20 protein-coding genes are annotated in these 20,912 nt (G+C 61.9%); 9 read left to right on the forward strand and 11 right to left on the reverse strand.

The genetic code is table 11. From position 1 onward, the window contains the following. Positions 1–128 precede the first annotated feature (128 nt). From cysK to ACFPN2_RS10690, 3 genes are all read right to left on the reverse strand, one after another. On the reverse strand, positions 129–1,076 hold the full coding sequence (gene cysK, locus ACFPN2_RS10680) for a cysteine synthase A (RefSeq protein WP_380596589.1): 948 nt from the start codon (positions 1,074–1,076) through the stop codon (positions 129–131). A 178-nt stretch (positions 1,077–1,254) separates the two neighbouring features. Next, the gene (gene phaC, locus ACFPN2_RS10685; RefSeq protein ID WP_380596590.1) at positions 1,255–2,349 is read right to left on the reverse strand and encodes a class III poly(R)-hydroxyalkanoic acid synthase subunit PhaC; all 1,095 of its coding nucleotides are present in this window, start codon (positions 2,347–2,349) and stop codon (positions 1,255–1,257) included. Continuing rightward, positions 2,346–3,164: a poly(R)-hydroxyalkanoic acid synthase subunit PhaE gene (locus ACFPN2_RS10690; RefSeq protein ID WP_380596591.1), complete on the reverse strand. Its 819-nt coding sequence runs from the start codon at positions 3,162–3,164 to the stop codon at positions 2,346–2,348. Before ACFPN2_RS10690 ends, phaC begins: the two co-directional genes overlap by 4 nt. Positions 3,165–3,319: 155 nt before the next feature. On the opposite strand from ACFPN2_RS10690, the gene phaR reads away from it, so the two are divergent. Both phaR and ACFPN2_RS10700 read left to right on the forward strand, forming a co-directional pair. Next, positions 3,320–3,862: a polyhydroxyalkanoate synthesis repressor PhaR gene (gene phaR / locus ACFPN2_RS10695; protein ID WP_380596592.1), complete on the forward strand. Its 543-nt coding sequence runs from the start codon at positions 3,320–3,322 to the stop codon at positions 3,860–3,862. 3 nt (positions 3,863–3,865) lie between these two features. Continuing rightward, a complete protein-coding gene (locus ACFPN2_RS10700; protein WP_380596593.1) occupies positions 3,866–5,329 on the forward strand; it encodes a glycogen synthase in 1,464 nt (487 codons plus the stop codon). Here the strand turns inward: ACFPN2_RS10700 and ACFPN2_RS10705 are convergent. Continuing rightward, a complete protein-coding gene (locus tag ACFPN2_RS10705) occupies positions 5,326–5,802 on the reverse strand; it encodes an LEA/WHy family protein (protein ID WP_380596594.1) in 477 nt (158 codons plus the stop codon). The two genes, ACFPN2_RS10700 and ACFPN2_RS10705, sit on opposite strands and share 4 nt — an antisense overlap. An 86-nt stretch (positions 5,803–5,888) precedes the next feature. Beyond that, complete coding sequence (glgC, locus tag ACFPN2_RS10710; protein ID WP_380596595.1) at positions 5,889–7,202, reverse strand: glucose-1-phosphate adenylyltransferase; 1,314 nt, start codon at positions 7,200–7,202, stop codon at positions 5,889–5,891. A gap of 126 nt (positions 7,203–7,328) precedes the next feature. Here glgC and ACFPN2_RS10715 point away from each other — a divergent pair, with 126 nt between their 5' ends. Genes ACFPN2_RS10715 through ACFPN2_RS10735 form a run of 5 tightly spaced genes read left to right on the forward strand, consistent with a single transcriptional unit; the run spans position 7,329 to position 10,399 of the window. Continuing rightward, the gene (locus ACFPN2_RS10715) at positions 7,329–8,141 is read left to right on the forward strand and encodes a hypothetical protein (RefSeq protein ID WP_380596596.1); all 813 of its coding nucleotides are present in this window, start codon (positions 7,329–7,331) and stop codon (positions 8,139–8,141) included. 41 nt (positions 8,142–8,182) lie between these two features. Continuing rightward, positions 8,183–8,671, forward strand: coding sequence for a DUF192 domain-containing protein (locus tag ACFPN2_RS10720; protein ID WP_380596597.1), 489 nt, complete (start codon positions 8,183–8,185; stop codon positions 8,669–8,671). A gap of 20 nt (positions 8,672–8,691) precedes the next feature. Continuing rightward, positions 8,692–9,051 carry a hypothetical protein gene (locus ACFPN2_RS10725; RefSeq protein ID WP_380596598.1) on the forward strand — a complete coding sequence of 120 codons (360 nt, stop codon included), beginning with the start codon at positions 8,692–8,694 and terminating at the stop codon, positions 9,049–9,051. Positions 9,052–9,059: 8 nt separating this feature from the next. Next, a complete protein-coding gene (locus tag ACFPN2_RS10730) occupies positions 9,060–9,704 on the forward strand; it encodes an aspartyl/asparaginyl beta-hydroxylase domain-containing protein (RefSeq protein WP_380596599.1) in 645 nt (214 codons plus the stop codon). Then, on the forward strand, positions 9,701–10,399 hold the full coding sequence (locus tag ACFPN2_RS10735; protein WP_380596600.1) for a hypothetical protein: 699 nt from the start codon (positions 9,701–9,703) through the stop codon (positions 10,397–10,399). Before ACFPN2_RS10730 ends, ACFPN2_RS10735 begins: the two co-directional genes overlap by 4 nt. A 7-nt stretch (positions 10,400–10,406) precedes the next feature. Here ACFPN2_RS10735 and ACFPN2_RS10740 read toward each other — a convergent pair whose 3' ends face one another. Genes ACFPN2_RS10740 through ACFPN2_RS10750 form a run of 3 tightly spaced genes read right to left on the reverse strand, consistent with a single transcriptional unit; the run spans position 10,407 to position 13,949 of the window. Next, entirely contained in the window at positions 10,407–10,838 is a 432-nt protein-coding gene (locus tag ACFPN2_RS10740; RefSeq protein WP_380596601.1) for a hypothetical protein, read from the reverse strand. After that, the gene (locus ACFPN2_RS10745) at positions 10,828–12,678 is read right to left on the reverse strand and encodes a sulfotransferase (protein WP_380596602.1); all 1,851 of its coding nucleotides are present in this window, start codon (positions 12,676–12,678) and stop codon (positions 10,828–10,830) included. Before ACFPN2_RS10745 ends, ACFPN2_RS10740 begins: the two co-directional genes overlap by 11 nt. Beyond that, a complete protein-coding gene (locus tag ACFPN2_RS10750; protein WP_380596603.1) occupies positions 12,678–13,949 on the reverse strand; it encodes an aspartyl/asparaginyl beta-hydroxylase domain-containing protein in 1,272 nt (423 codons plus the stop codon). Before ACFPN2_RS10750 ends, ACFPN2_RS10745 begins: the two co-directional genes overlap by 1 nt. Positions 13,950–13,971: 22 nt before the next feature. Here ACFPN2_RS10750 and ACFPN2_RS10755 point away from each other — a divergent pair, with 22 nt between their 5' ends. Beyond that, positions 13,972–14,586, forward strand: coding sequence for a 2OG-Fe(II) oxygenase (locus ACFPN2_RS10755; RefSeq protein ID WP_380596604.1), 615 nt, complete (start codon positions 13,972–13,974; stop codon positions 14,584–14,586). Here ACFPN2_RS10755 and ACFPN2_RS10760 read toward each other — a convergent pair. After that, positions 14,534–16,387, reverse strand: coding sequence for a tetratricopeptide repeat-containing sulfotransferase family protein (locus tag ACFPN2_RS10760; RefSeq protein WP_380596605.1), 1,854 nt, complete (start codon positions 16,385–16,387; stop codon positions 14,534–14,536). The two genes, ACFPN2_RS10755 and ACFPN2_RS10760, sit on opposite strands and share 53 nt — an antisense overlap. A 101-nt stretch (positions 16,388–16,488) precedes the next feature. Continuing rightward, positions 16,489–19,422 carry a TonB-dependent receptor plug domain-containing protein gene (locus ACFPN2_RS10765; RefSeq protein WP_380596606.1) on the reverse strand — a complete coding sequence of 978 codons (2,934 nt, stop codon included), beginning with the start codon at positions 19,420–19,422 and terminating at the stop codon, positions 16,489–16,491. A gap of 569 nt (positions 19,423–19,991) precedes the next feature. Between ACFPN2_RS10765 and ACFPN2_RS10770 the strand changes: the two genes are divergently transcribed. Beyond that, entirely contained in the window at positions 19,992–20,480 is a 489-nt protein-coding gene (locus ACFPN2_RS10770; RefSeq protein ID WP_380596607.1) for a 2OG-Fe(II) oxygenase, read from the forward strand. A gap of 32 nt (positions 20,481–20,512) precedes the next feature. Here the strand turns inward: ACFPN2_RS10770 and ACFPN2_RS10775 are convergent, their stop codons facing one another. Further along, entirely contained in the window at positions 20,513–20,767 is a 255-nt protein-coding gene (locus tag ACFPN2_RS10775) for a hypothetical protein (RefSeq protein WP_380596608.1), read from the reverse strand. Positions 20,768–20,912: the final 145 nt, after the last annotated feature.

The following is a 20,912-nucleotide window of genomic DNA, read 5'->3' on the forward strand; positions in this document are numbered from 1 at the left end:
AATGGAGCCGACTCGTCGCGGCCGTTGCAAAGATTCGCCAAAGTTACATGGCTACGCCCGCGACTCAGAAATTTGAACCGCGGGGCGGGCTCTGGCTGACAGAAACGTAATGTTTCAGCAGGCTCGAATCAGATCGTCGGCTCGGCGTCGGAAGCGTCGGGGATGCCTTCGAACAGTGCCGTCGACAGGTAGCGCTCGGCGGTGTCTGGCAGCATCGCCAGGATGACCGAGCCCTGCGGCGCCTTCTGTGCCACCTTCAAGGCTGCCGCAATCGTGCCGCCGGCGGAAATGCCGCAGAAGATGCCTTCCTTCGCCGCGAGCTGACGCGAGGTCTGAATGGCCTCGTCATCGGTCACCGTCAGAATCTCGTCGGCCACCTGGCGATTCAGCACGCCCGGCACAAAGTCCGGCGTCCAGCCCTGGATCTTGTGAGGCTTGAACTCGGCGCCCGCGAGCAGCGAAGCCGACGCCGGTTCAGCTGCGATGACGCGCACGTCGGGACGGGCCTTCTTGATCATTTCGCCGGCACCCGTGAGCGTGCCGCCCGTGCCCCAGCCCGTGACCCAGAAATCCAGCCGGCGGCCGGCGAAGTCGCTGAGGATTTCGGGACCGGTGGTGCTGCGGTGATAGGCGGGATTGGCCTCGTTCTCAAACTGGCGGGCCAGGAACCAGCCGTGCTTCTCGGCCAGCTCCTTCGCCTTGCGCACCATGCCCGAGCCCCGCTCGGCGGCGGGCGTGAGAATGACCTTCGCGCCGAGCAGACGCATGATCTTGCGACGCTCGACCGAGAACGTCTCGGCCATGACCGCGACAAACGGATAACCCTTGGCGGCGCACACCATCGCCAGCGCGATGCCGGTGTTGCCGGACGTGGCTTCGACGACGGTCTGGCCTGGCTTCAGCGTGCCTCGACGCTCCGCGTCCTCGATGATGGCGATGGCCAGACGATCCTTGACCGACGACATCGGATTGAAGAACTCGCACTTGGCGTACAGCGTGACATTCGCCGGCGCGAGGCGGTTGATTTTGACGATGGGGGTGCGGCCGATGGTGCCGAGAATGTTGTCGTAGATCATGGCGAGGAACTACTTGGTATTGGGGAGGAGCGGCAGATTGCGCGCGGCCCGAGTGGCCGTCAACAACCCTTTGGCATGTGACAATGCGCTTACTTTAGTTGGCCCGTCGTGCCACGCCGCCTTCGGCGGCGGGCACAGTGATGTTGCTACAACCACGCGCTTGCTTCAGTTGGCGCGGCTAAGCGCGGTCGCGCTCTCTCAGCCAGCCGGCGATCTTGTCCGGGATCTGGCGCTGCGCGGTGCCGCTCACATAAATCCCGATATGGCCGCCTTGGAACTCGTGCGTGCTGTAGTCGGTGCTGCCGGTCAACTCGCCCAGCGGCTTGCTGCTCGAGGGCGGCACCAGGTGATCCTGCATGGCGTAGATATTCAGCAGCGGCATGGTGATCTGTTTCAGATCCACGGTGCGGCCGCCCACTTCCAGCGTGCCGAGCTTCAGCCGGTTCTGTTTGACGAACAGCGTCAGGAATTGACGGAACATTTCGCCGGCCTGATCGGGGCTGTCGAAGATCCATTTCTCCATGCGCAGGAAATTCTCCAGCGCCGCGGCGCTGGTGTTGGGATCGTTGAGCTGATGCAACAGGTCGACATACTTCTGACTGTTGAGCCGGAACGGCATCAGGCTCACGAACAAGGCATTGAGCGCATCGCCCGAAACATTGCCGGTGGCCGCGACCAGCGCGTCGACATCCACATGTTTCGCCCACTTGGTCAGTAGATTCTCCGGTGTATGAAAATCCACCGGCGTCACCATCGTGATCAGATTGCGCAGCCGCCGCGGATGCAGCGCCGCGTAACACAAACTCATCGTGCCGCCCTGACAGACGCCGAGCAGATTAACCTTGTCCTGCTTGCTCGCCTTGCGCACGAAATCCACACAGTGCGGCAGATAGCGCAACACATAGTCTTCCAGCGCGAGATAACGATCCGCGCCGTCGGGATAACCCCAGTCGATGAGATAAACATCGACGCCCCGCTGCAACAGACCGCGAATCAACGAACGATCGGTCTGCAGATCCATCATGTAGGGCCGGTTGACCAGCGCGTAGCTGATCAGCAGCGGTGTGCGCACACGGTTATCGGGCGCCACGACTTCGGAGGGCCGATAGCGATACAACGTCACTTTGTCTTCAGTGAAGACGGCGTCTTTCGCGGAGCTGCCAATAGTCACATCACCCGCGTTCGCGAGTGCCGCGAGGCCTTGCGACATGCGTCGCATGAAATCGCTGGTGACAGCCGCAAGCTCCGCCGAGCCCGGCGTGGACTCGCTCATGATCGTTCCTCCCCACGCGCCGCAGCCAATTGAGCTTCCAGCGTGGCGATGCGCTCGCGCATGTCTCGCATCTGTTTATGAACCGTGTTCAACTCGGAGCGCGTCGGCAAGTCGAAATGTTTCAACGCGCGTTCCAGCACGTCCTGCTGACGCAGCTTCAAACGAATGGCTGCATTGCCGAGCTGCGCTTGCAGCTTGCAATAGGACTCGCTGTGCGCCACCTGCCCGAACACTTTCTCTCCGCACTCCACCCACAAGTTGTACAGCTCGCGATAGTCCTCGATGCCGGGCACGGCGCTTTGCTTCTCGCGGCGCTCGCGAATCGCAGCTTCGAGCATGGTCAGCGCATCGGTCTGCACCTTCGCCCACACCGTGCGCAGCTCTTGCTCCAAGTGTTGATACTCGGCCTGAGCGGCCAGCAGTTCACGCCAGGCTTCGGTTTGCTCACGCGCCAGACCCAGCGCGGGCAAGCGCGAGATCAGGTCGGCGAATTGACGAGTGGCACCTTCGCCCGCCGATGCGGCGCCGGCCCAAGTGCCTTGCCACGCATTGAGCATTTCCTCACCAAACTTCATCGGCGTTTCGCCAGTAGAGGCGCCGGCTGCGCTTCGTTGCGCGAACTGCTGCCATCCCTGCAAATACGCCTGACCCGCTTCCAGCCAGCGCATGCCCAGATCGCGATACTGATCCGTGCCCGAGGTTTTTTCGCCACTTGCTGCGCCCGCGCCCGGCATGCCGGCACGGCGCAATTGCTCGCGCTGCTGCTCGATCCAGGCCTGGATCCAGTCGGATCCGTCGTTCTTCGACTCGGTCATTGCCGCTTCCCGTCGCTCATCGACAGGGCATTATCAATGGTCTCGCCGCGAATTGCCCATATCGGCGGATGTCTGTTGCACCGCCAAATGCGCGTCGTTACAGTAGCCGGCCTCCATCCCATGCCGGAGCGCGCCGTAAGCCTGTCGAGCTGAGCATGAGCGAAGAACGACTGATCAAAAAATATGCGAACCGGCGTCTCTACGACGCCGCGCAGAGTCGTCATATCACGATCGACGACATCCGCGACATGGTGATCGCCGGTACGCGCGTCAAGGTGATCGAGGACAAGACCAACGAGGACATCACGCGCCTCGTGCTGTTGCAGGTGATTGCCGACCAGGAACAATTCGGCCGCCCCATCCTTTCGACGTCGTTGCTCGAATCGATGATCCGTTTTTATGGCAACTCCATGCAGAGCTACTTCAGCAGCTACCTCGAGAAGAGTGTCGAGACGTTCATCCGACAGCAGGAAGTCATGCAGCAGCAGATGAATCGCACTATGGGCCCGGCCAACGGCGCGCCCAATCCGCTCGCCGAGCTCGCTCGACAGAACCTGGAGCTGTGGGCCAAGATGCAGGAAACGTTACTGTCGACGTTCGCGCCGCCTCGCGAACCCAGTCGCGACACCCCGCCCACCAACAACACGAAGGGCAAGACCGGTGGCAAAGCGCCCGATAGCGACGCCGACAAGTCCTGACGCATGCCGCTGAAGATCTGTTTCGTTGCCTCGGAAATCACCCCGCTGGCCAAGACCGGTGGGCTCGCCGACGTCGCCGGCGTTCTGCCTCGTCATCTGCACGCGTTAGGTCACGACGTGCGGGTGTTCATGCCGCTGTACTCGAGCATGAGTCACGGCGCGTTAAGAGACGCGCCACCGATGGCCACAGCGCGCGACGTGTCGTTGTCGCTCGGTACGCATCGTTATACGTTCACGATTCTCGAATCGCGGCTGCCGAACTCCTCGGTGCCGTTGTATCTGGTGCACTGTCCGGAAGTTTTCGATCGACCGTCGATTTATACGTTGAGCCCCGACGAGCATTTGCGCTTCCTGGTCTTGCAACGCGCGACGCTCGATGCATGCCAGCGCATGCAGTTCGCGCCGGACATCCTGCACTGTAACGACTGGCACACGGCCCTCATGCCGATGATGCTCAAGAGCGTGTATGCCTGGGACAGCTTGTTCGCGGCGACCCGTTCGGTGCTGTCGATTCATAACATCGGCTATCAGGGCATTTTCCCGGCGGGCTCGACGTTCGATATCGGCGGCGATGTGAGTTATCTGGTGTCGCCGGAAACCTTGGCCGGCGGCGCATTCAACTGGCTGCGCGAAGGCGTGCGTCATGCACATCGGGTCACGACAGTGAGCCCGACTTACGCGAAGGAAATTTGCACGCCGCTCGGCGGCCACGGCCTCGATGGCGTACTTCGCTCACGCCCCGAGGGCGTCGTCGGCATTTTGAACGGCGTCGACTACAACGAGTGGAATCCCGCCACCGACCGCTATTTGAAACATCATTTTTCGCCGGAGAACCTGTCGGGCAAGCGTTTCACCAAGCGCTCGCTGCTCGACTGGTTGAATCTGTCGGTCGGCGACAGTACGCCCTTGATGGGCGTGATCTCGCGCATGACCGTGCAAAAAGGGTTCGACTTGTTATTCGACTCGCTGCCCCAGATTCTCGAGACGCGCGACATGAGCCTGGTGGCGCTCGGCAGCGGCGAGGCGCACTACGAAAATTTCTTCGTTCAATTGCAACAACGATTCCCGGACCGCGTGGTGTTCCATCGCGGCTACAACGAAGAACTGTCGCATCTGATCGAAGCGGCGAGCGACATGTTTCTGATGCCGTCGCAGTACGAGCCCTGCGGGCTCAATCAGATGTATAGCTTGAAGTACGGCACTGCGCCCATCGTCCGTCGCACCGGCGGCCTGGCGGATTCAGTGCAGATGTGGGACCCGGCGACGCGCCAGGGCACGGGCATCGTGTTCAACGATTTCGATGTGCCGGCGGTGGAATGGGCCATTCACACCGCGCTCGACTTCTTCAAGGATCAGGACGGCTGGACTCAGCTCATGCGCAACGGCATGGCTCAGGACTTCTCCTGGGACCGCCAGACCGGCGAGTACGTGAAGCTGTATCGCGAACTCACCGGCAAGTGGGATTAGTTCGGGCGCATCGTCGCCAGATTGACGCTACCCGTCTCCGAGAACGGAATCTTCTTCAGGAACCGGATGTCGGTCAGCAGGTCGCCCTCGATCGAGTAGTTCACCTGCGTGCGACCGTTCAGCCGCGACAGCAGGCGCCCGACGCCGCTGACGAAATTGGTCTTCACCGTCATGTCGAAGTCGATCTCACCCTTGGCCGGCACCACGAACGGCTTGTTCAACTTGCCCTCGGCGAAGCCGTCGCCTTCCAGGAACACCTTGTAGTCGAGTCCCTTGATCGGCAGCTCGCGATCGTTCGGGTTCTCGACGTTCATGCGGATCAGGAACTGCTGATTGAAAACGTCCCCGGACGTCATCGCCACCGCAATCAATGCGAGCCGCGGCGCCTCGAGCTTCGGGCGCAAGGCGCTGCAGCCATTGATGCTTACGGCCAGCGCGACAATCAGCAGGCAACGAGCGACGAGCTTATTCATCGGGTCCCCCAGGAGGATGGGGGCGAAGAATAGCAGACGGCGACGGCCAGATTATGTGACGCAGCCCGACCCTCAACCGCCTGGAGCTACGCCAGTCTCGCCAGCATGTCCCGGGTCACCAGCGCCACCCCTTGTTCGCTCATATAGAAGCGCCGGGCATCGGCCTCGCGATCGACGCCGATCTGCGTGCCGGGGGGCACGACGCCGCCGGTGTCGACGATGGCGCGCTTGATGACACTGCCAGCCCCGACCTTCACGTCGGGGAAGATCACCGAGCGCTCGATGTAGCTGCGCTCGTCGATGCGTACGTTCGAAAACAGCAGCGACTGATTCACAGTGGCACCGGAGATGATGCAGCCGCCGGACACCATGGAATTGATGGCCATGCCCTGGCGGCCCGGCTCGTCGAGCACGAACTTCGCAGGTGGATACTGGCGCTGATAGGTCCAGATCGGCCACTGCTCGTCGTAAATATTCAGCTCGGGATTGACGTAGATGAGCTCCATGTTGGCGTCATAGAAGGCATCCACGGTGCCGACATCGCGCCAATAATGTTGAACGCGCGTCTCGTTGTCCGTGAATGGATAGGCCATCACCTTGTGCGTGTGGAGCGCGCCCGGAATGACGTTCTTGCCGAAGTCGTGGGACGTGCCGGGACGCTGAGCCTGTTCCTCGAGCAATCGATACAACAAGCTGGCCTTGAAAACATAGATGCCCATGGACCCGAGCGCCATGTGCTCACGCCCCGGAATGCCTTCCGGCTCCTTGGGCTTCTCGGAAAACTTGGTGATCCGATATTCCGGATCGACGCTCATCACGCCGAACGCCGTCGCTTGCTCGCGCGGCACCTCGACCACGCCGACCGTGATATCGGCGCGCTTCGCCACATGCGACGCGAGCATCACGCCGTAATCCATCTTGTAGATGTGATCGCCGGCCAGTACCAGGATGTGCTTGGGATTGTGCAGCTTGATGATCTGCAGGTTCTGATACAGCGAGTCGGCGGTGCCGCGATACCAGGAATCGCCCATCTGCTGCTGCGCCGGAATGATTTCGACGAACTCGCCGAATTCGCCGCGCAAGTAGCCCCAGCCGCGCTGGATGTGCTGAATCAACGAATGCGATTTGTACTGGGTCATCACCTGGATGCGGCGAATGCCCGAGTTCACGCAGTTCGACAGCACGAAGTCGATGATGCGGAACTTGCCGCCGAACGGCGTGGCCGGCTTGCAGCGGAAATCGGTGAGATGCTTCAGACGCTCGCCGCGTCCGCCGGCCATGATCACGGCCAGCGTATTGCGCGTGATGCGGCTGACGTAACGCCGGGTCCGTGCCTGGGAATCGGCGCGGCGACGCGCCACTTCTTCTGTCGATCGAGCGGGCTCTGCTCTATCGTCCATATCACGAATTCTCGCTTCGCGTCGGGCAGTCCCGTCGGCACGGGAACCATCCGTTGAGTTAACCGACTTCAGTGTCGGCGACGACCGCGGCCGCTTGCCTCGCAGGCGCGGCTTCGGCATTGTTGGTTGCTCGCCATCCTCATCCTCGTCGGATCCAGGACGGTGAGGCTCCGGCGCCACAGTCTGCCGGAACCCCGCATCCAGAGTAAGCATACCGGCATGCTGCAACGGTTTTATAACGACGTCGTCCTCGCGCTTGGACATGGCTGCGGCTCCTCGCACCTTGCGGGCTGGCGTCGCTGCCTGCCCGCAATAACGATCATCTGTGGGTTAACGTTGGGACTGTCCTGCAAGGTCCATGCTCAGCCGCCCGCGGGCGCCGCTGACAACGCTAACAAGCCGGTGGCCGCAGTGGCCTGCCTGCCAGACGGGCGCGGCTCGCTGAAGGCCAGGCTGTCCGGCGCGGTGCAAGCAGAGCTCGTTTGGGGCAACGACGGCACCGAATGCACCGGGGCCGTGCGGCCGGATGGCGGCATCCGCATGCGGTTTAGTCACAAAGACGGCGTAGCAGGCGGCCGATTGGTGCTGGTCTTCGGCGCCGCCGGGTTACGCGAAGGTCAGACTGCCAGGGCACTGCCGGTCAACGTGACTGTCATACGAGAAGGCCTGGGCGAGTTTTACAGTACCCAGGGAGATAACAAATGCACGCTGGATGAGGTGCGACAGGAGCCGCTGGTCGGGATACCGCACCGCTCCCGCTCGTATCGAGTCACTGCACGGGGCTTTTGTACACATCCCGCGCGAGCCGTCCGCGGCGACGGTGTCATCCTGTTGTCACGATTCGACTATGTAGGCCGGATCGACTTCGACAGCGAGGATAAAGATGAAACGCTCGAAGGCGGACCGATGACGGCACAACGCCGAATGGAACAGCAATGATCACAATGTATGCAATCCGCCGGTTGCTTCCGGCTTTGTTGGTGGGCGTGCTCCTGGGCGGCGCGGCCCAAGGCGCCGATGCGCCGGCCAGACCGGCGGCCGCGCCCGAAGTCACCGCCAAGGACCTGGACCAGGTCTTCCGCCGCTCGACCATACAAATCGCCACGCCGGACGCGCGCCTGCATCGTTTCAACAGCTGGATCGCCGATGACGACCAGCGGCGTGCGCGCGGCTTGATGTTTATCAAGCAGCTGCGCCCCGATGACTCCATGCTGTTCATCTATCCGCAGGCCCAGCCGGTGGCCATGTGGATGAAGAACACCTACGTGCCGCTGGACATGCTGTTCGTCGCCCCCGACGGCAAGGTGATCAAGGTCGTGCAGAACACTGAACCGCTGTCGCTGAAGACCATCGAATCCGGCGGTATAGTGCTCGGCGTGGTCGAATTGCCCGCGGGCACGGCGGCGCGGCTGAAAATCGCGGCCGGGGCCCAGGTGATTCAGGCCGAACCCGCAGCGTCCCAACATTAACAAGGCGTCAAGGAAGTCTCATGCGTGCAGCCCCCGGTTTATCGATGTATTTGGGTTTATCTGTCTGCCTGTTCACCTTGATCGGATGCGCTTCGCCGAAGCCAGCGGCACCCGAAGCGGGCCCGGCGGTCGCCGCCAAAGAAACGGACGATCAGAAGGCGCAACGGCTGATCAAGTATTCCGTCGAAAGCGGCGAGCCCATCAATACCGCGGACGGCAAGAAGCTGGTCTGCAAGCAGGAATCGGTGACCAACACCCGCCTGAAAAACAAAAAGATCTGCCTGACCCCGGAACAGTGGCAGGCGCGCACCGATAACGCGAAAGAAGGCGTGCAGGATGCGACGAGATCGGGCGAGTACCTGCCGCCCAAGGGTAACTGACCAGAGCCATGCTCGACCTCCCCGGCCATCCCGTCATCGACAAAACCGCTTTGGTGGGCGGCTGCTTGCGCCTGCCAGTACGGATCGATGCGCGGCGGCTGGCGGATGAGGTCGCGGCATTACCGACGGCACTATGGGGTTCCACCGGCGGGCGCGTCGGCGTTCATAGGAACGCCGAGGCTTTGTTTCTTCGGGGTTACGCTCCAGCGCAGGGAGCGTTACCCATCGAGGATCGCGAGCCGCTGGCGTTAGTGCCGTACGCGCGCGAGATCATCGAGAAACTGATACCGGCTCCGCCGCAGCGATGTTTGCTCGCGCGTCTACCCGGCGGTGTATCCATCGACCCGCATATCGATCGCGCGCCGTATTTCGCCAAGACCCTGCGGCTGCATTTTCCGATCGAGTCGCACGAGCACGTGCATATGATCGCGGGCGAGCTCACTTATCTGATGCGGCCCGGCGAGAGCTGGGTATTGAACAACAGCTCGCCGCACGCCGTGTGGAACGCCGATCCGGAACGATCGCGCACTCACATGATCTGTGACTTCCTGCCCACGCCCGAGCTGCTACAACTCCTGGCCGCGGGCGACCGGAATCTTGGCCGATATGACGAAACCGTCGATCGGCATTTCGCCACGCACGCCGCGGGATGATCGTCACCCCTCGATTCGTCTTTCTGCACTTACATAAGTCCGGCGGCACCTTCGTCAACGCCGGCTTGGTAAGTCACATCGCGGACGCTCGGCAGATCGGATATCACCTGCCGCGATCCATGCTTCCCGCGCAGTACTCGACGCTGCCGCTGTTAGGCCTGGTGCGGAATCCCTGGAGCTACTACGTTTCGTGGTACAGCTTTCAGCGCTCGCGACCGCGACCCAACGCGTTGTTTCAAGCGCTCAGCAATGGCGGCACGCTGGACTTCGCGCCGACGATTCGAAACATGCTGAACCTGGATCGCGACCCGGCACTGCTGGATCGCGTGCTCGCGGCGTTGCCGGCAGCGTATATCAATCAAGGCCTGAATTTGCCGAACTTCGCGCTGGCACCGATTCGTGGCAGCGGCCTGGGCTTCTATTCGTTTCTGTATCGATACATGTATGGGCCAGACATCGCGGCCGTGAAGCTGGCTCGCATGGAGCAGTTGCGGACTGAAGTGCCACCACTACTGGCGTCGGTGGGCGGGCCCGTCACATCGGCGCTGCGCGATTACATGAGCACCGCGCCGGCGCTGAACACTTCAGAGCACGCACCTCATGGCCAGCTCTACGATGCTGAACTGGCGCAATTGGTTGCCGAGCGTGACGGGCTGGTCATCGAACGTCACGGCTACTCGTTCGAGCAGCCGTAACATCTCTTTACTGCGGGCCTGTGCGCGGCCGACGCTCCAGCGATTTGAGCTGGAGTTTGTTCTCTTCCTGCAACTGTTCCCATTCCCGCGCAGTCATGCATGAAGTCTTGGGACGCAGGCGCGAACCGGTCTGAGCATCGCGCCGGCACAGCAGAGTCTTGCCGTTCTCGTTCTTGATCTGATAGCCCGCCTTCTGCATGGCCATGATCTTGTCGGCGTCGATCTCACCTTCCGTCAGCGAATTCGCTTTTGCGTCGGCCGGAGCCGCGGCGGTCACGGGTGCTGTCTCACTGATTGCTTTAGCGTCCGGCGGCGGCGGCGCTGGCGTCGCGGCCTGAGGTGCGGCCGGCTTTGCGGGCTCGGCAGGCGTCACTTCCTGTGCGAACAACGGATTCGTCGCGCCAGCGATGACAGCAATCATCAACAACTTACGAAACATGACCAACTCCTTGAGCCGCACCCGATACTCGCAATCTATCCCAGGTCGCCTGAACCGACGGTAACACCGGCGCGATCTCCGCCTCGTTGGCCCGCCACTTGTCCGACGCTGGCGCGGTCAACGTATATCGAGACGGCGGCAGCGGCGCGGACAAACGTTCGGCGAGCGCTGAATCTACCTGCATTCGCAGGAACTCGCATAGCCTGGCGATGGCACCGGCCGGATCACGGAGCAATTCGTCATATTCCAGCACCGTCCAACGCTCACGACCCAACGATTGCAGGTCGTCGAGAATCTGGACATTGGTTTGTTCCCACTGCCACGCGGCGATCTCAGCCAGCGGCCGGCCGTTCATGTCGCGCCAGCCCGGCGGCAACAACATCGACCACGGTCCGTCAAAACCTTCCAGCTTGGGATAAGTGCGCCACTTACCCGAACGCCACGCCTCCATGATGCTGCTGATGTTCTCGCGCGGATCGCGCCACAGGAACACGAAGCGCGCATCGGGAAAAATATGATTGAAGAACGGAATACGCAGCGAGTTCTTCGGCGTCTTCTCCAGGAAACGACGGCTGCCCGGCTCGTGCAGCGGCTGACCGGTCTGGTCCTGGAGCCGAGACAGGATCTGTTTGCGAATGTCGTTCGCGATGACATCGGTTGCGTGCCTGGCGGTCAGCCGATTGGAATCGATGCCGGGCGCGCCGGGACGTAGCGCTTCGATGCCTTCCACCAGCCAATGCGCTTCGCCGCCGACCGTGCACAGCTGCGAACTGGCCGCCAATGTTTCAAACAGTAAGGTACTGCCCGAGCGGGGCGCGGACACGATGAAAATCGGCTCCTCGATGTTCGAGGCACGAGCGCGCGAACGTTGCACCGGCGGCGGTGCGGCCGCCGTCTGTTCGGGCAGCGACAGCATGGCGCGTAACACGCGGCCTTCGAGCACTTGATGAGCGGCAACGCGATTCGTGCGCATCATCAACCCTTGCGACAACTCCCGCGAAGCGTTGCGGACGCTGTCACGGAGTCGAACGAATTCGGGCCAGCCCTGCGGCTCATCGCCATACAGTGCATACAGCTGACGCCAATCCTTGCAGAACGCTTCCAGCACGCCGTGATATCGAATCGCCAGCGCACGCCCGTCCGGAACGTTCTCTTGAGGCACCAGCTCCGAGCGCAGATCGAGAATCAGGAAATCCACTTCGCCCGGCGTCATCACGGTCGCCAGCCTGGCGCGCTCCATGAGCGGCGTCAGCTGACGATCCGCGATGTATGGAACCTGGCGCACTTGCGCCGCCGGATTCTCACTTTGCGCGACCAGTTGCCAGAAGTTGGCACTCCCCGACGTGTCCGCGACCAGATGAATACGTTCGTCCGGCGTGAAGTTTTCGACCCGATGCGAGCGCCAGTTGTCGAACACCCACGCCTCGCCCGCCGCCATGTGCACGGATTGGTCCGCGCAATAGAAACGAACTTCCGGCCGCGTCACGATGGGAATGTGCAGACGGACGCGCGTGAACCAGTGATAGTTGATATCGGCGTGTTCGGGCACCGTCGCGCCGGGCGCGAGACGCAACAGACGCGAACGACTCCACACCACGCCCAGGCCCGCCAGAATCTGCCGAATGTAGGGAGACTGTTCGAGATGCGATGTGGCTTGCATGCGGCCGTTGACATCGTCGTTCTCACCGCCGTCGACGCTGATCAGGCGAGCCGCGCTGTTGCCCTCGATAGCATTGGGGTGTCGCACCCAGGCCTGCGCGGGTAGCGCCGCTACCTCAGCCCGCAGCCGCGCAACGTCGAAACGTAGCGGCAATCGATAGAAAGGCTTGGGCAGGCGCATTACGTAGCCTCCGACGCCTTCCGGAAATCGCCGATGGCCGGCACCAGCAATTCAATCGCGGCGCGCTCGGCTTCGGTGAGATACGGATTCCAGATGTCGAAAATCAACACCACGCGCGTGCGATCGCTGCGGTTCCAGGCTTCGTGCTCGTAGGTGTCGTCGAAAATCACCGCCCGGCCTTCGCGCCATTCGTGCACTTCACCGCCGACATTCAAAGCGCAGTCGGGCGGCACGAGCAATGGCAGGTGGCCGACCAACCGCGTGTTGGTGACGCCACGATGGGGCAACAAATGCGTGCCGGCCGTAAACACGGAGAACAAGACTTCCGGGCCATGCTCCCGCACGTGAGACAACGGCAGGAAATCGAGCGTGCTCGCGGTCGCCGGACAAGCGGCGCAGTTGTCGGCGCGACGCTCGCCGTGACGATAAAAGTAATAACCGTTCCAGCTCGGCGGTGCTTGCAAGCCGCGCAGGTTCTGTTGCTCGATGGCGTCGTTCGTGAACACGCGCTCGCGCCCGGCGCCGCTCGGCAAAAGCTGTAACAACTCCTGACGAATCGCATCGGTCTGCGCTTCGAGCCGCTCGATCCACGGGAACAACGCTCGATCCAGATAAGGCGCGGCCGGGATATCCGGAACATACAGAAACGTCGGCCGTTGCCGCGGGTCTGCATACACCGCTGCCTCCTCCTGGGAGTAGATGCGCAGGCCGCGTTCGATGCGCTGGAGCGAGTCGCCGCCGAATCGTTGTTTCAAGGGTTCGAGCAAGCGAGCGAAGGCCGCTTTGCTGTTCGCCCTCACCACGCTCACTCCATGTTCCACCATGGGCCGCAAAGCAGGTGCCGTCGTCTCGGGCCCGAGCCAGCGGCCTTGCGCCTGCGCGTCGTTGCTGGCACGAAAATACTGAAGCGCCGCCTGCTCGATCTGACCGGAGCGCTCCAGCGCGACCGCATAGTGCAGCCGGATGATGAACATGCCCGGCGCCAGTTTGAGCGCGGCACCGTGAGCGGCCATCGCCCCCTCCACGTTGCCGGCCGCATCGTGCACCCGGCCGAGATAGTGCCGGCTGAGGGCATCGTTGGGATTGGACTCGATGGCCGATTCCAGCAGCTGTTGCGCGCGTGGCAGCTGCCCACGGCGCAGAGCGATCAAGCCGAGCGCATTGAGCGCGTCCAAATCGCCTGGCCGCTGCTGCAACGACTGGCGCGCCAGCCGCTCCGCCTCATCGAGCCGGCCTTGTTGCAACAGGGTTTGCACGTCTGGTGAATTCATTTCCGCGTTACTATAGCTGCCTATGAGCCACGCAGACCTGCGCCGCTACATTCGCACCTACGATCAGGACCTGGATCCGCAGCTGTGTCAGCAGATGATCGGGTCGTTCGCCGGCCTGGAGCGCTTCCAGCTGCGCAACGGCCGCGGCGTGCGTAGAGGATTGGAGGACTCGGCCTGGACCGAGCTGAACGTCAGCCGGCTGTCGGACGAGGCCTTCCAGGGCATGTTCCGCCGGCAGATCGACCGGGCGCTGGAGCGTTACAACCGCGACATCGAGCTGGCCCTGCCCATCCCCAACTCGCCGGTGTTCTCCAACCTGACCTTGAAGCGTTACCGCGCCGGGCAACAGGAGCAGTTTCAGCTGCATTTCGATTCCATCAACCATGTGGCGAATCGTTATCTGGTGCTGCTGTGGTATTTGAACGATGTCGAGCAAGGCGGCGAAACGCGCTTCCCGCAACTGGACGTGACCATTCCGGCGCGAGCCGGCCGGCTGCTGATGTTTCCTCCGTACTGGATGTACCAGCACGAAGGCTGCCCGCCGGTCTCGGGCGACAAGTACATCATTTCCACGTACCTGCTGTTCATCGATCCGAGTAATCCCACCGGCGTAAATAAGTCTGTAGCTGAGGGATGACCGGCGCGAGGTGCCGCTCGTAAGCACGCCAGCGCCCCACCGCCTTTTGATTCACCGGCTGCACGACCTGCGAATAACTCGGCGTGCTGATGTAACCCTTGGCCCGCGCGTGCTCGGCCGGTGCCAGCATGCCGTCGTGCCAAGGCAAGCGCAGAAACTCCGCAATCTGGCGCACGCCGCGCTCGAAGTCGGCAACGAAAGTTTCGTAACGCACTTCCAGAACGGTCGGCGACAGCAGGGCCGACTGCTCGTACCAGAAGTCGAACGAGCGGCGATAGCCATCCGCCAGCGTCTGCAGATCGGAGCACAACATCACGAAATGCGGCGCGCGGAAGTGTTGCATGAAACAACTCAGCACCACGTCGCACGGATGACGGATCGCGAGAATGATGGGTGCGTTCGGAAACAAACGCTTGATGACCGGCAGCCGGAGCATGTTCAGCGGATTCTTGTCGACGACGCGCTGGCCGGGCTCGATCTTCACCTTCGACGCCGCGCGCTCGAAATATCGGGCACGAACCGCCGCCACCTGCTGTGCTGTGAGTTTCCCCATCTCCTCGGGATAGCGCACACCAGCGGCAACGATGTCGTCGAGCGCCGCCTGCACGATGGGCTGTTCGTCCATGGATTTCAGCCGGGGATGTGCATCGAGCGTTTGCTCCAGCAGCGTCGTGCCGGAACGCGGAAAGGCGACGACAAACACCGGACTGTCTTCGAGCGACGGCGCGCCGCTGTGATCCCATTGCGCGATATCGGCAGGATCGCAACCCCAGCGCGTGATGTCCCAAGTCGGCAGGCCCCGCGCGACCGCCATCGGCGCGGTCAATTCCAGATGCGCGACCTGCGATGCATGCGCTTCGGTCATCGCGGCGAACGCCTCGTCGTAACGCTTCAATGCGTCCAACGTCTTCACCAAGGGGAACAGCACGAAATGCCGGTCGTGAAATTGGGTCACGTCCGCCAGCGCCTGTTGAAACAACTCGCGGGCGCGCTCGTGATCGCCAGCTCTCTGCGCCAGTTGCGCGCGAGTGACGAGTAAATCCATGCCGAGCGATTCGGCACGGGCATCGGTGGATAGACGCTCGACCAGACGCTGCGCCTGTTCCAATCGATTGGTCCGTTCCATGATCTGCGCCAGAGTGAGCATGGCGCGTGGCTCGAGCTCGTTGGCGCCGAGCTGTGACAAGGCCCGCTCGGCGCGTTCGGTCTCGCCGAGATTCATCATTCGCTGTCCGGCTTCCGCCAGCTGCTCGGGCGTCAACCCGGAGAACTCCGTCCAGCCCTGCAACGCTGCGAGAGCTTCCTCCGTCTGCAAGGTCTCGTAACAGGCGCGGATGTATTCGGAGCGGATCAGCGCATCGGCAGGCGCGAGCTCCAACGCTTTTTTCAGTACCGCGCGAGCGGATTCAAAGTCGCGTCGATCCAGATGCGTGAGACCGACGTTGAAATAAAAATCGGCGGTGGCGCAGCCCAGCTCGGAGGCGCGCAGGTAGGCGCGCAAGGCTTCTTCGAATTTGCCTGCGCCGCGCCGGGCGGTCGCGAGATTCATCCAATGCAGGGCCGTATCGGGATCGGCTTGCACCAGCTCGCCGAACACAGTCTCGGCCTCGGCGTAGCGCTCCTGCGCGTGCAGGACGGCCCCATAGACCCCGAGCGCTCGCAAATGTCCCGGGACGCGGGCCAGCACTCGCTCGCAGAGTCGTGCCGCGGCTTCGAGCTGACCGGCATTGAATGCGGCCACCGCTTCGCGCAGCGACGCCTGCAACTCCGGGGGCAACGGTGAACGGGGACTGACAGCCATGCCTGCAAGCTAAACAGAAAAGGGCCGCGAGGTAAAAACCTCGCGGCCCTTGAAGTTACACCTGGACCTGCGCAGGGCTGTCCCCGCGCAGGCCCGGTCGATCAGAACTTCTGCGACACGCTGACGTACCAGCGACGACCCAGCAGGTCGTAGGTGGACACGTCGGTGTTCGCGTTGGTCACGTTGTTCTGATACAGCAGCGGCGGCTGCTTGTCGGTCAGGTTGATGCCGCCGACCTGCACCTTCGTGTCGGTCGGGAACGTGTAACCCACGGTCGCATCGACGTAGGTCATCGAACCGATCTCCAGCGGCGGCTCATCCGACAGACCGCCATCCGGGCCGATGATCTTGAAGCTGTGGATGTAACGCAGCGACAGCAAGCCGTCGAAGCCGCCCATCGCCCAGCCCACGCCCATCAGACCGCGCCACTTGGCGTAGTTGCCGAACTGACGATCGAACGTGCCCGCGATCTCCACCGGAGCGGCACCCGGCGACGGGGTGTTCTCGTAGCTGTTGATCTTGGTCATGTCCAACGTGATGTTGAACGAGCCGATCGGAGTGTCGCGCAGCGAGTACTTCACGCCGACGTCGAAGCCGTCGGTTTCCAGCACGCCGAGGTTGACGATGGGTTCCTGGAAGACCTGGAACTCGCCGGCGTTCGGGCTGCTGGACGGATAGCGATACAGCAGATCGCAGTAGGTTCCCGTGTCGACGCACTGCTCGACCGCGAAGTTCGGATCGAGCGGCGTGATCAGGTCTTCGATCTTGTACTTCCAGTAGTCCAACGACACCGACAGACCTTCGACGAAGTTCGGGTCGTACACCACGCCGAACGTGGTCACATCGCCGGTTTCCGGCTTCAGGTTCGGATTGCCGATGATCAGACCGGTGATCTGGCTGTTCGGCTGCTTGAAGTTGCCATTGGTCGGCACGCCCACGCAGGCACGCGCCAGGCCCGGATTGGCCGCGAGCGCCGCCGGAGTGAGCTGCGTGCAAGGATCGTTGAACGTCGGCGAGTCCTGCGACGGCGCCTTCGACAGATCGAGGATGGTCGGTGCACGGAACACCTGAGCGTACGAGCCGCGGACCAACAGATCGGAGATCGGGCGATACTCGACCTTGAACTGCGCGTTGGTGTCGTCGCCGATGCTGTCGATCGAGTAATCGGAGTAGCGCACGCCGACAGTGACGTTCAACGACTGCACGCCCGGCAGATCCTTCAGCAGGGGCACGAAGAACTCGGTGTAGATTTCGCGCACGTTGTATTCGGCCGAGGAGTTGCCGGTACAGGTTTCCTGCGCCAGCAAGCACGACAGATACAACGGTGCCTCGCCGCGCGTCAGCACGTCGGTCTCGAACACACCGCGCTGGGTGCGATATTCCGCGCCCACCGCCATCAGCACCGAGCCGGCGCCGATGTCGAACAACTCGCCGTTGGTGTTCAACGAGAAGCCGCTGCTGTCGTAGTTGTAGTCGCTACGATAGTTGGTGGAGATATCGCGCAACGCCTGGATCTGTGCCGGATCCGAGAGGTTGAAGATATTGATGGGCGTACAGCCGGCGATCAGGTTGGCCGCGTCGCTGCCGCAACGGAGCACGCCATTGCTATCGACGAAGGTCGGGCCCAGCGCGCTCTGCAGTTGCGGCTTGAGCAGATAGCCGGTGATGTTCTGATCCTGGTTCATGCGACCGAGCTGCGCGCCCAGGTCCCATTCCCAGGTGCTCTGGCCGAACTTGCCGCGCACACCGGCGGTGGCAATGATCGAATCGGTATCGACATCGCTGCGACGATTGCCCAGCGCTTCCAGACGGGTCAGGAAGTTCGGGTTCAAGCCGTCGACGCCGCCGAAGTCATTGCCGAACGGGTTGTAGGCGTTCGCGGAGGACAACACGATATCGTCGGCGTTCGCATCGAACGGCAACGGCGCGAGCTGGAAGCCCGAGCGGGTGCGGTTGTAGACCACTTCGCCGTAGGCCTCGACATCGTCGCTGATCTTGTAGTTCAGCATGGTGAAGAAGCTGGTGCGCTCGGTCGGCGTGATCAGCAGGTTGAACGGCTGATAGTTGTACGCGTCGGCACCGCCGAAGCAGTGATAGTTGGCCGGGTTGACGACATCGCCGGCAGCACCCGCGTTACGAGTGACCGACTGCGTGCCCGCGCAGTTCGGGAACAGCTCGGCGAGCGTGCCCGGAACCGGGATCTGATCCGCGTCCGGATCGTCCGGATGCGCCGGATCGTCCATCCAGTCCAGCAGGCCGATACGACCGTTCGGTGTACGGCTGGAACCGCCGACGCTCACGCCGCCGCCGTACAGATACAGCGCGCTGGAGGAGAACTGGCGATTGGCGGCGGACACCGCCTTCTGCTTGTTGTAGTTCACGCCGAACATCACGCTCATCTTGTCGCCGGTGCTACCGAGCGTCAGGCTGGCGGATTCGTGCTCGCCGTCGTTCTCGCCGGTACGGCCGTACTCGACGTTCACTTCGGCGCCGTCGAAATTCTTCTTGGTGATGAAGTTCACCACGCCGGCGATCGCGTCGGAGCCATACACGGCGCCCGCGCCTTCCTTCAGCACTTCGACACGCTCGATCATGTTGATCGGGATCATGTTGATGTCGACGGCCGAGGTCGTGCCGTTCGCGCCCAGCACGTTGATACGGCGGCCGTTCAACAGCACCAGGGTACGCTGCGCACCGAGGCCGCGCAGTTCGACGTTGGATTCACCGGTGCCGCCGCCGTTGTTGACTTGCGGGTTGGTGGCCGCGCCGGAGATCGCCGGCACGCGCATCATCAGATCGCCCATCGTCTGCACGCCGGTGTTGGCGATGGTGCTCTGATCCATGACGAACACAGGGCTCGCGGTCTCTTCGTCGACGCGACGAATGCGCGAACCGGTGATCACCACTTCTTCAATGGGGCGGGCGGCCGAGTCGGTTTCCTGGGCCAAGGCCGGCAAGGCCGGCAGCGCGGTGGCTGCACTGGCCAACAGCACGCAGTGAACTGCGTACCTCAGCGAGTTACTGGTCGATTTCATTTCTACTCCTCCTGCAAGAGGTTAAATTTGTGTCGGCATTCAGCCGCGTGAATGAGGCTATCTCGTGATCGATGCGCAACAGTCGGTGGCTTCCTCGCCGACAACGCTGGACCGAAGTGTGCGGAGCATACAACTGTTGGTTTCGCGGCAACAAGCGGATTTCTCAGAAGTTCCCGGGACCTGTCAGTTGTAAATCACTTACTTAAGTAAGGGATCTCGAGCACAAAGCGATACGCCAGGGGCGCGCGTTGTAGCGAGGCAACGCACGTTTAGCAAGTTCATTCGTGCTTTTTTGATCACCACGACCTGTAAGATTTACGCGTACAACACAAGACATGCACGAGCCGATCAAATTGAGCCCGCGACTGGACCGCCGGGCGATCGCCGGTATCTTCAAAACCCTGGGCCGCGTCCACATACCAGACGTACTGACGGCTTCGAGTGCGGACACTCTGTTCACGCAACTCGACACCCGCACGCCCTGGCAGCTGTCTCTCAATGTAGGACACAGGCACGTCGACATCGCGCATCAACAGCTGATGCTGATGCCGCCAGAGCAGAGAGAGACGATGACGCAAAAAATGCTCGAACAGTCCCGGCGCGGCTTTCAATATGTGTTCGAGAACTATCCGCTGTATGACCTTTATCAGTCAGGCGAACGGGTGCACCCGCTGCTCGCCATGCATGAGTTTCTGAATTCGGAAGAGTTTCTGCAGTTCGCGCGCGAAGTCACGGGGCTCCCGTCAATTGCCTTCGCGGACAGCCAGGCGACCAAGTATCTGCCGGGGCACTTTCTTACCGAGCACGACGACAACGTCGCCGGCAAGCAGCGGCTGGCCGCTTATGTTTTTGGTTTCACTCCCGAGTGGCGCGCCGACTGGGGCGGCATTCTGCAATTCATCGACCGCGACGGCCACGTCGCGGAAGGGTATGTGCCCAAGTTCAACGTGCTGAATCTGTTCCGCGTGCCGCAGAAACATAACGTAAGTTACGTGACGCCCGCAGCGACCCAGGCTCGTTACAGCATCACTGGCTGGTTACGCGCAGGCGATCACTAACTTTAGTTAGCGGTCAACGAAAAATAATTTCATCAACGCGGATAGCCGCCGTTGAGCTTGTCTCCGAGCAACACGCCGGAGGAATTCTTCAGCTCTTCATCGGTGATGGTGACGACGTGCGTGCCGGTCTGCGGTTGACCTTGCGCATCCAGGGTACGAGGAATGCGCGAGCCTGCAACGTAGTATTTATTCCAGGAGGGCGTCGTTGCTGCCGGAGCGGTCGCGCAGCCAGCGAGAGCGATCGTCAACGGGACGATGAGTGCACAGGTCGAAATGGATCGCGGCATAACTCACCTCGTTGTCGATCCGAGTATAGGCCTCGATATCTCGCTCGCCATGGGCCCTTGGGTCCATTGGTCGCGCCACGCGCACATTTGGCCGCGGAAAAGTCCGGCCCAATAAAAAAAGGCGGCTCGTTGCCGAGCCGCCTTT

It is taken from the genome of Steroidobacter flavus (genome assembly GCF_042651805.1).
GTDB classification, from domain to species: Bacteria; Pseudomonadota; Gammaproteobacteria; order Steroidobacterales; family Steroidobacteraceae; genus Steroidobacter; species Steroidobacter flavus.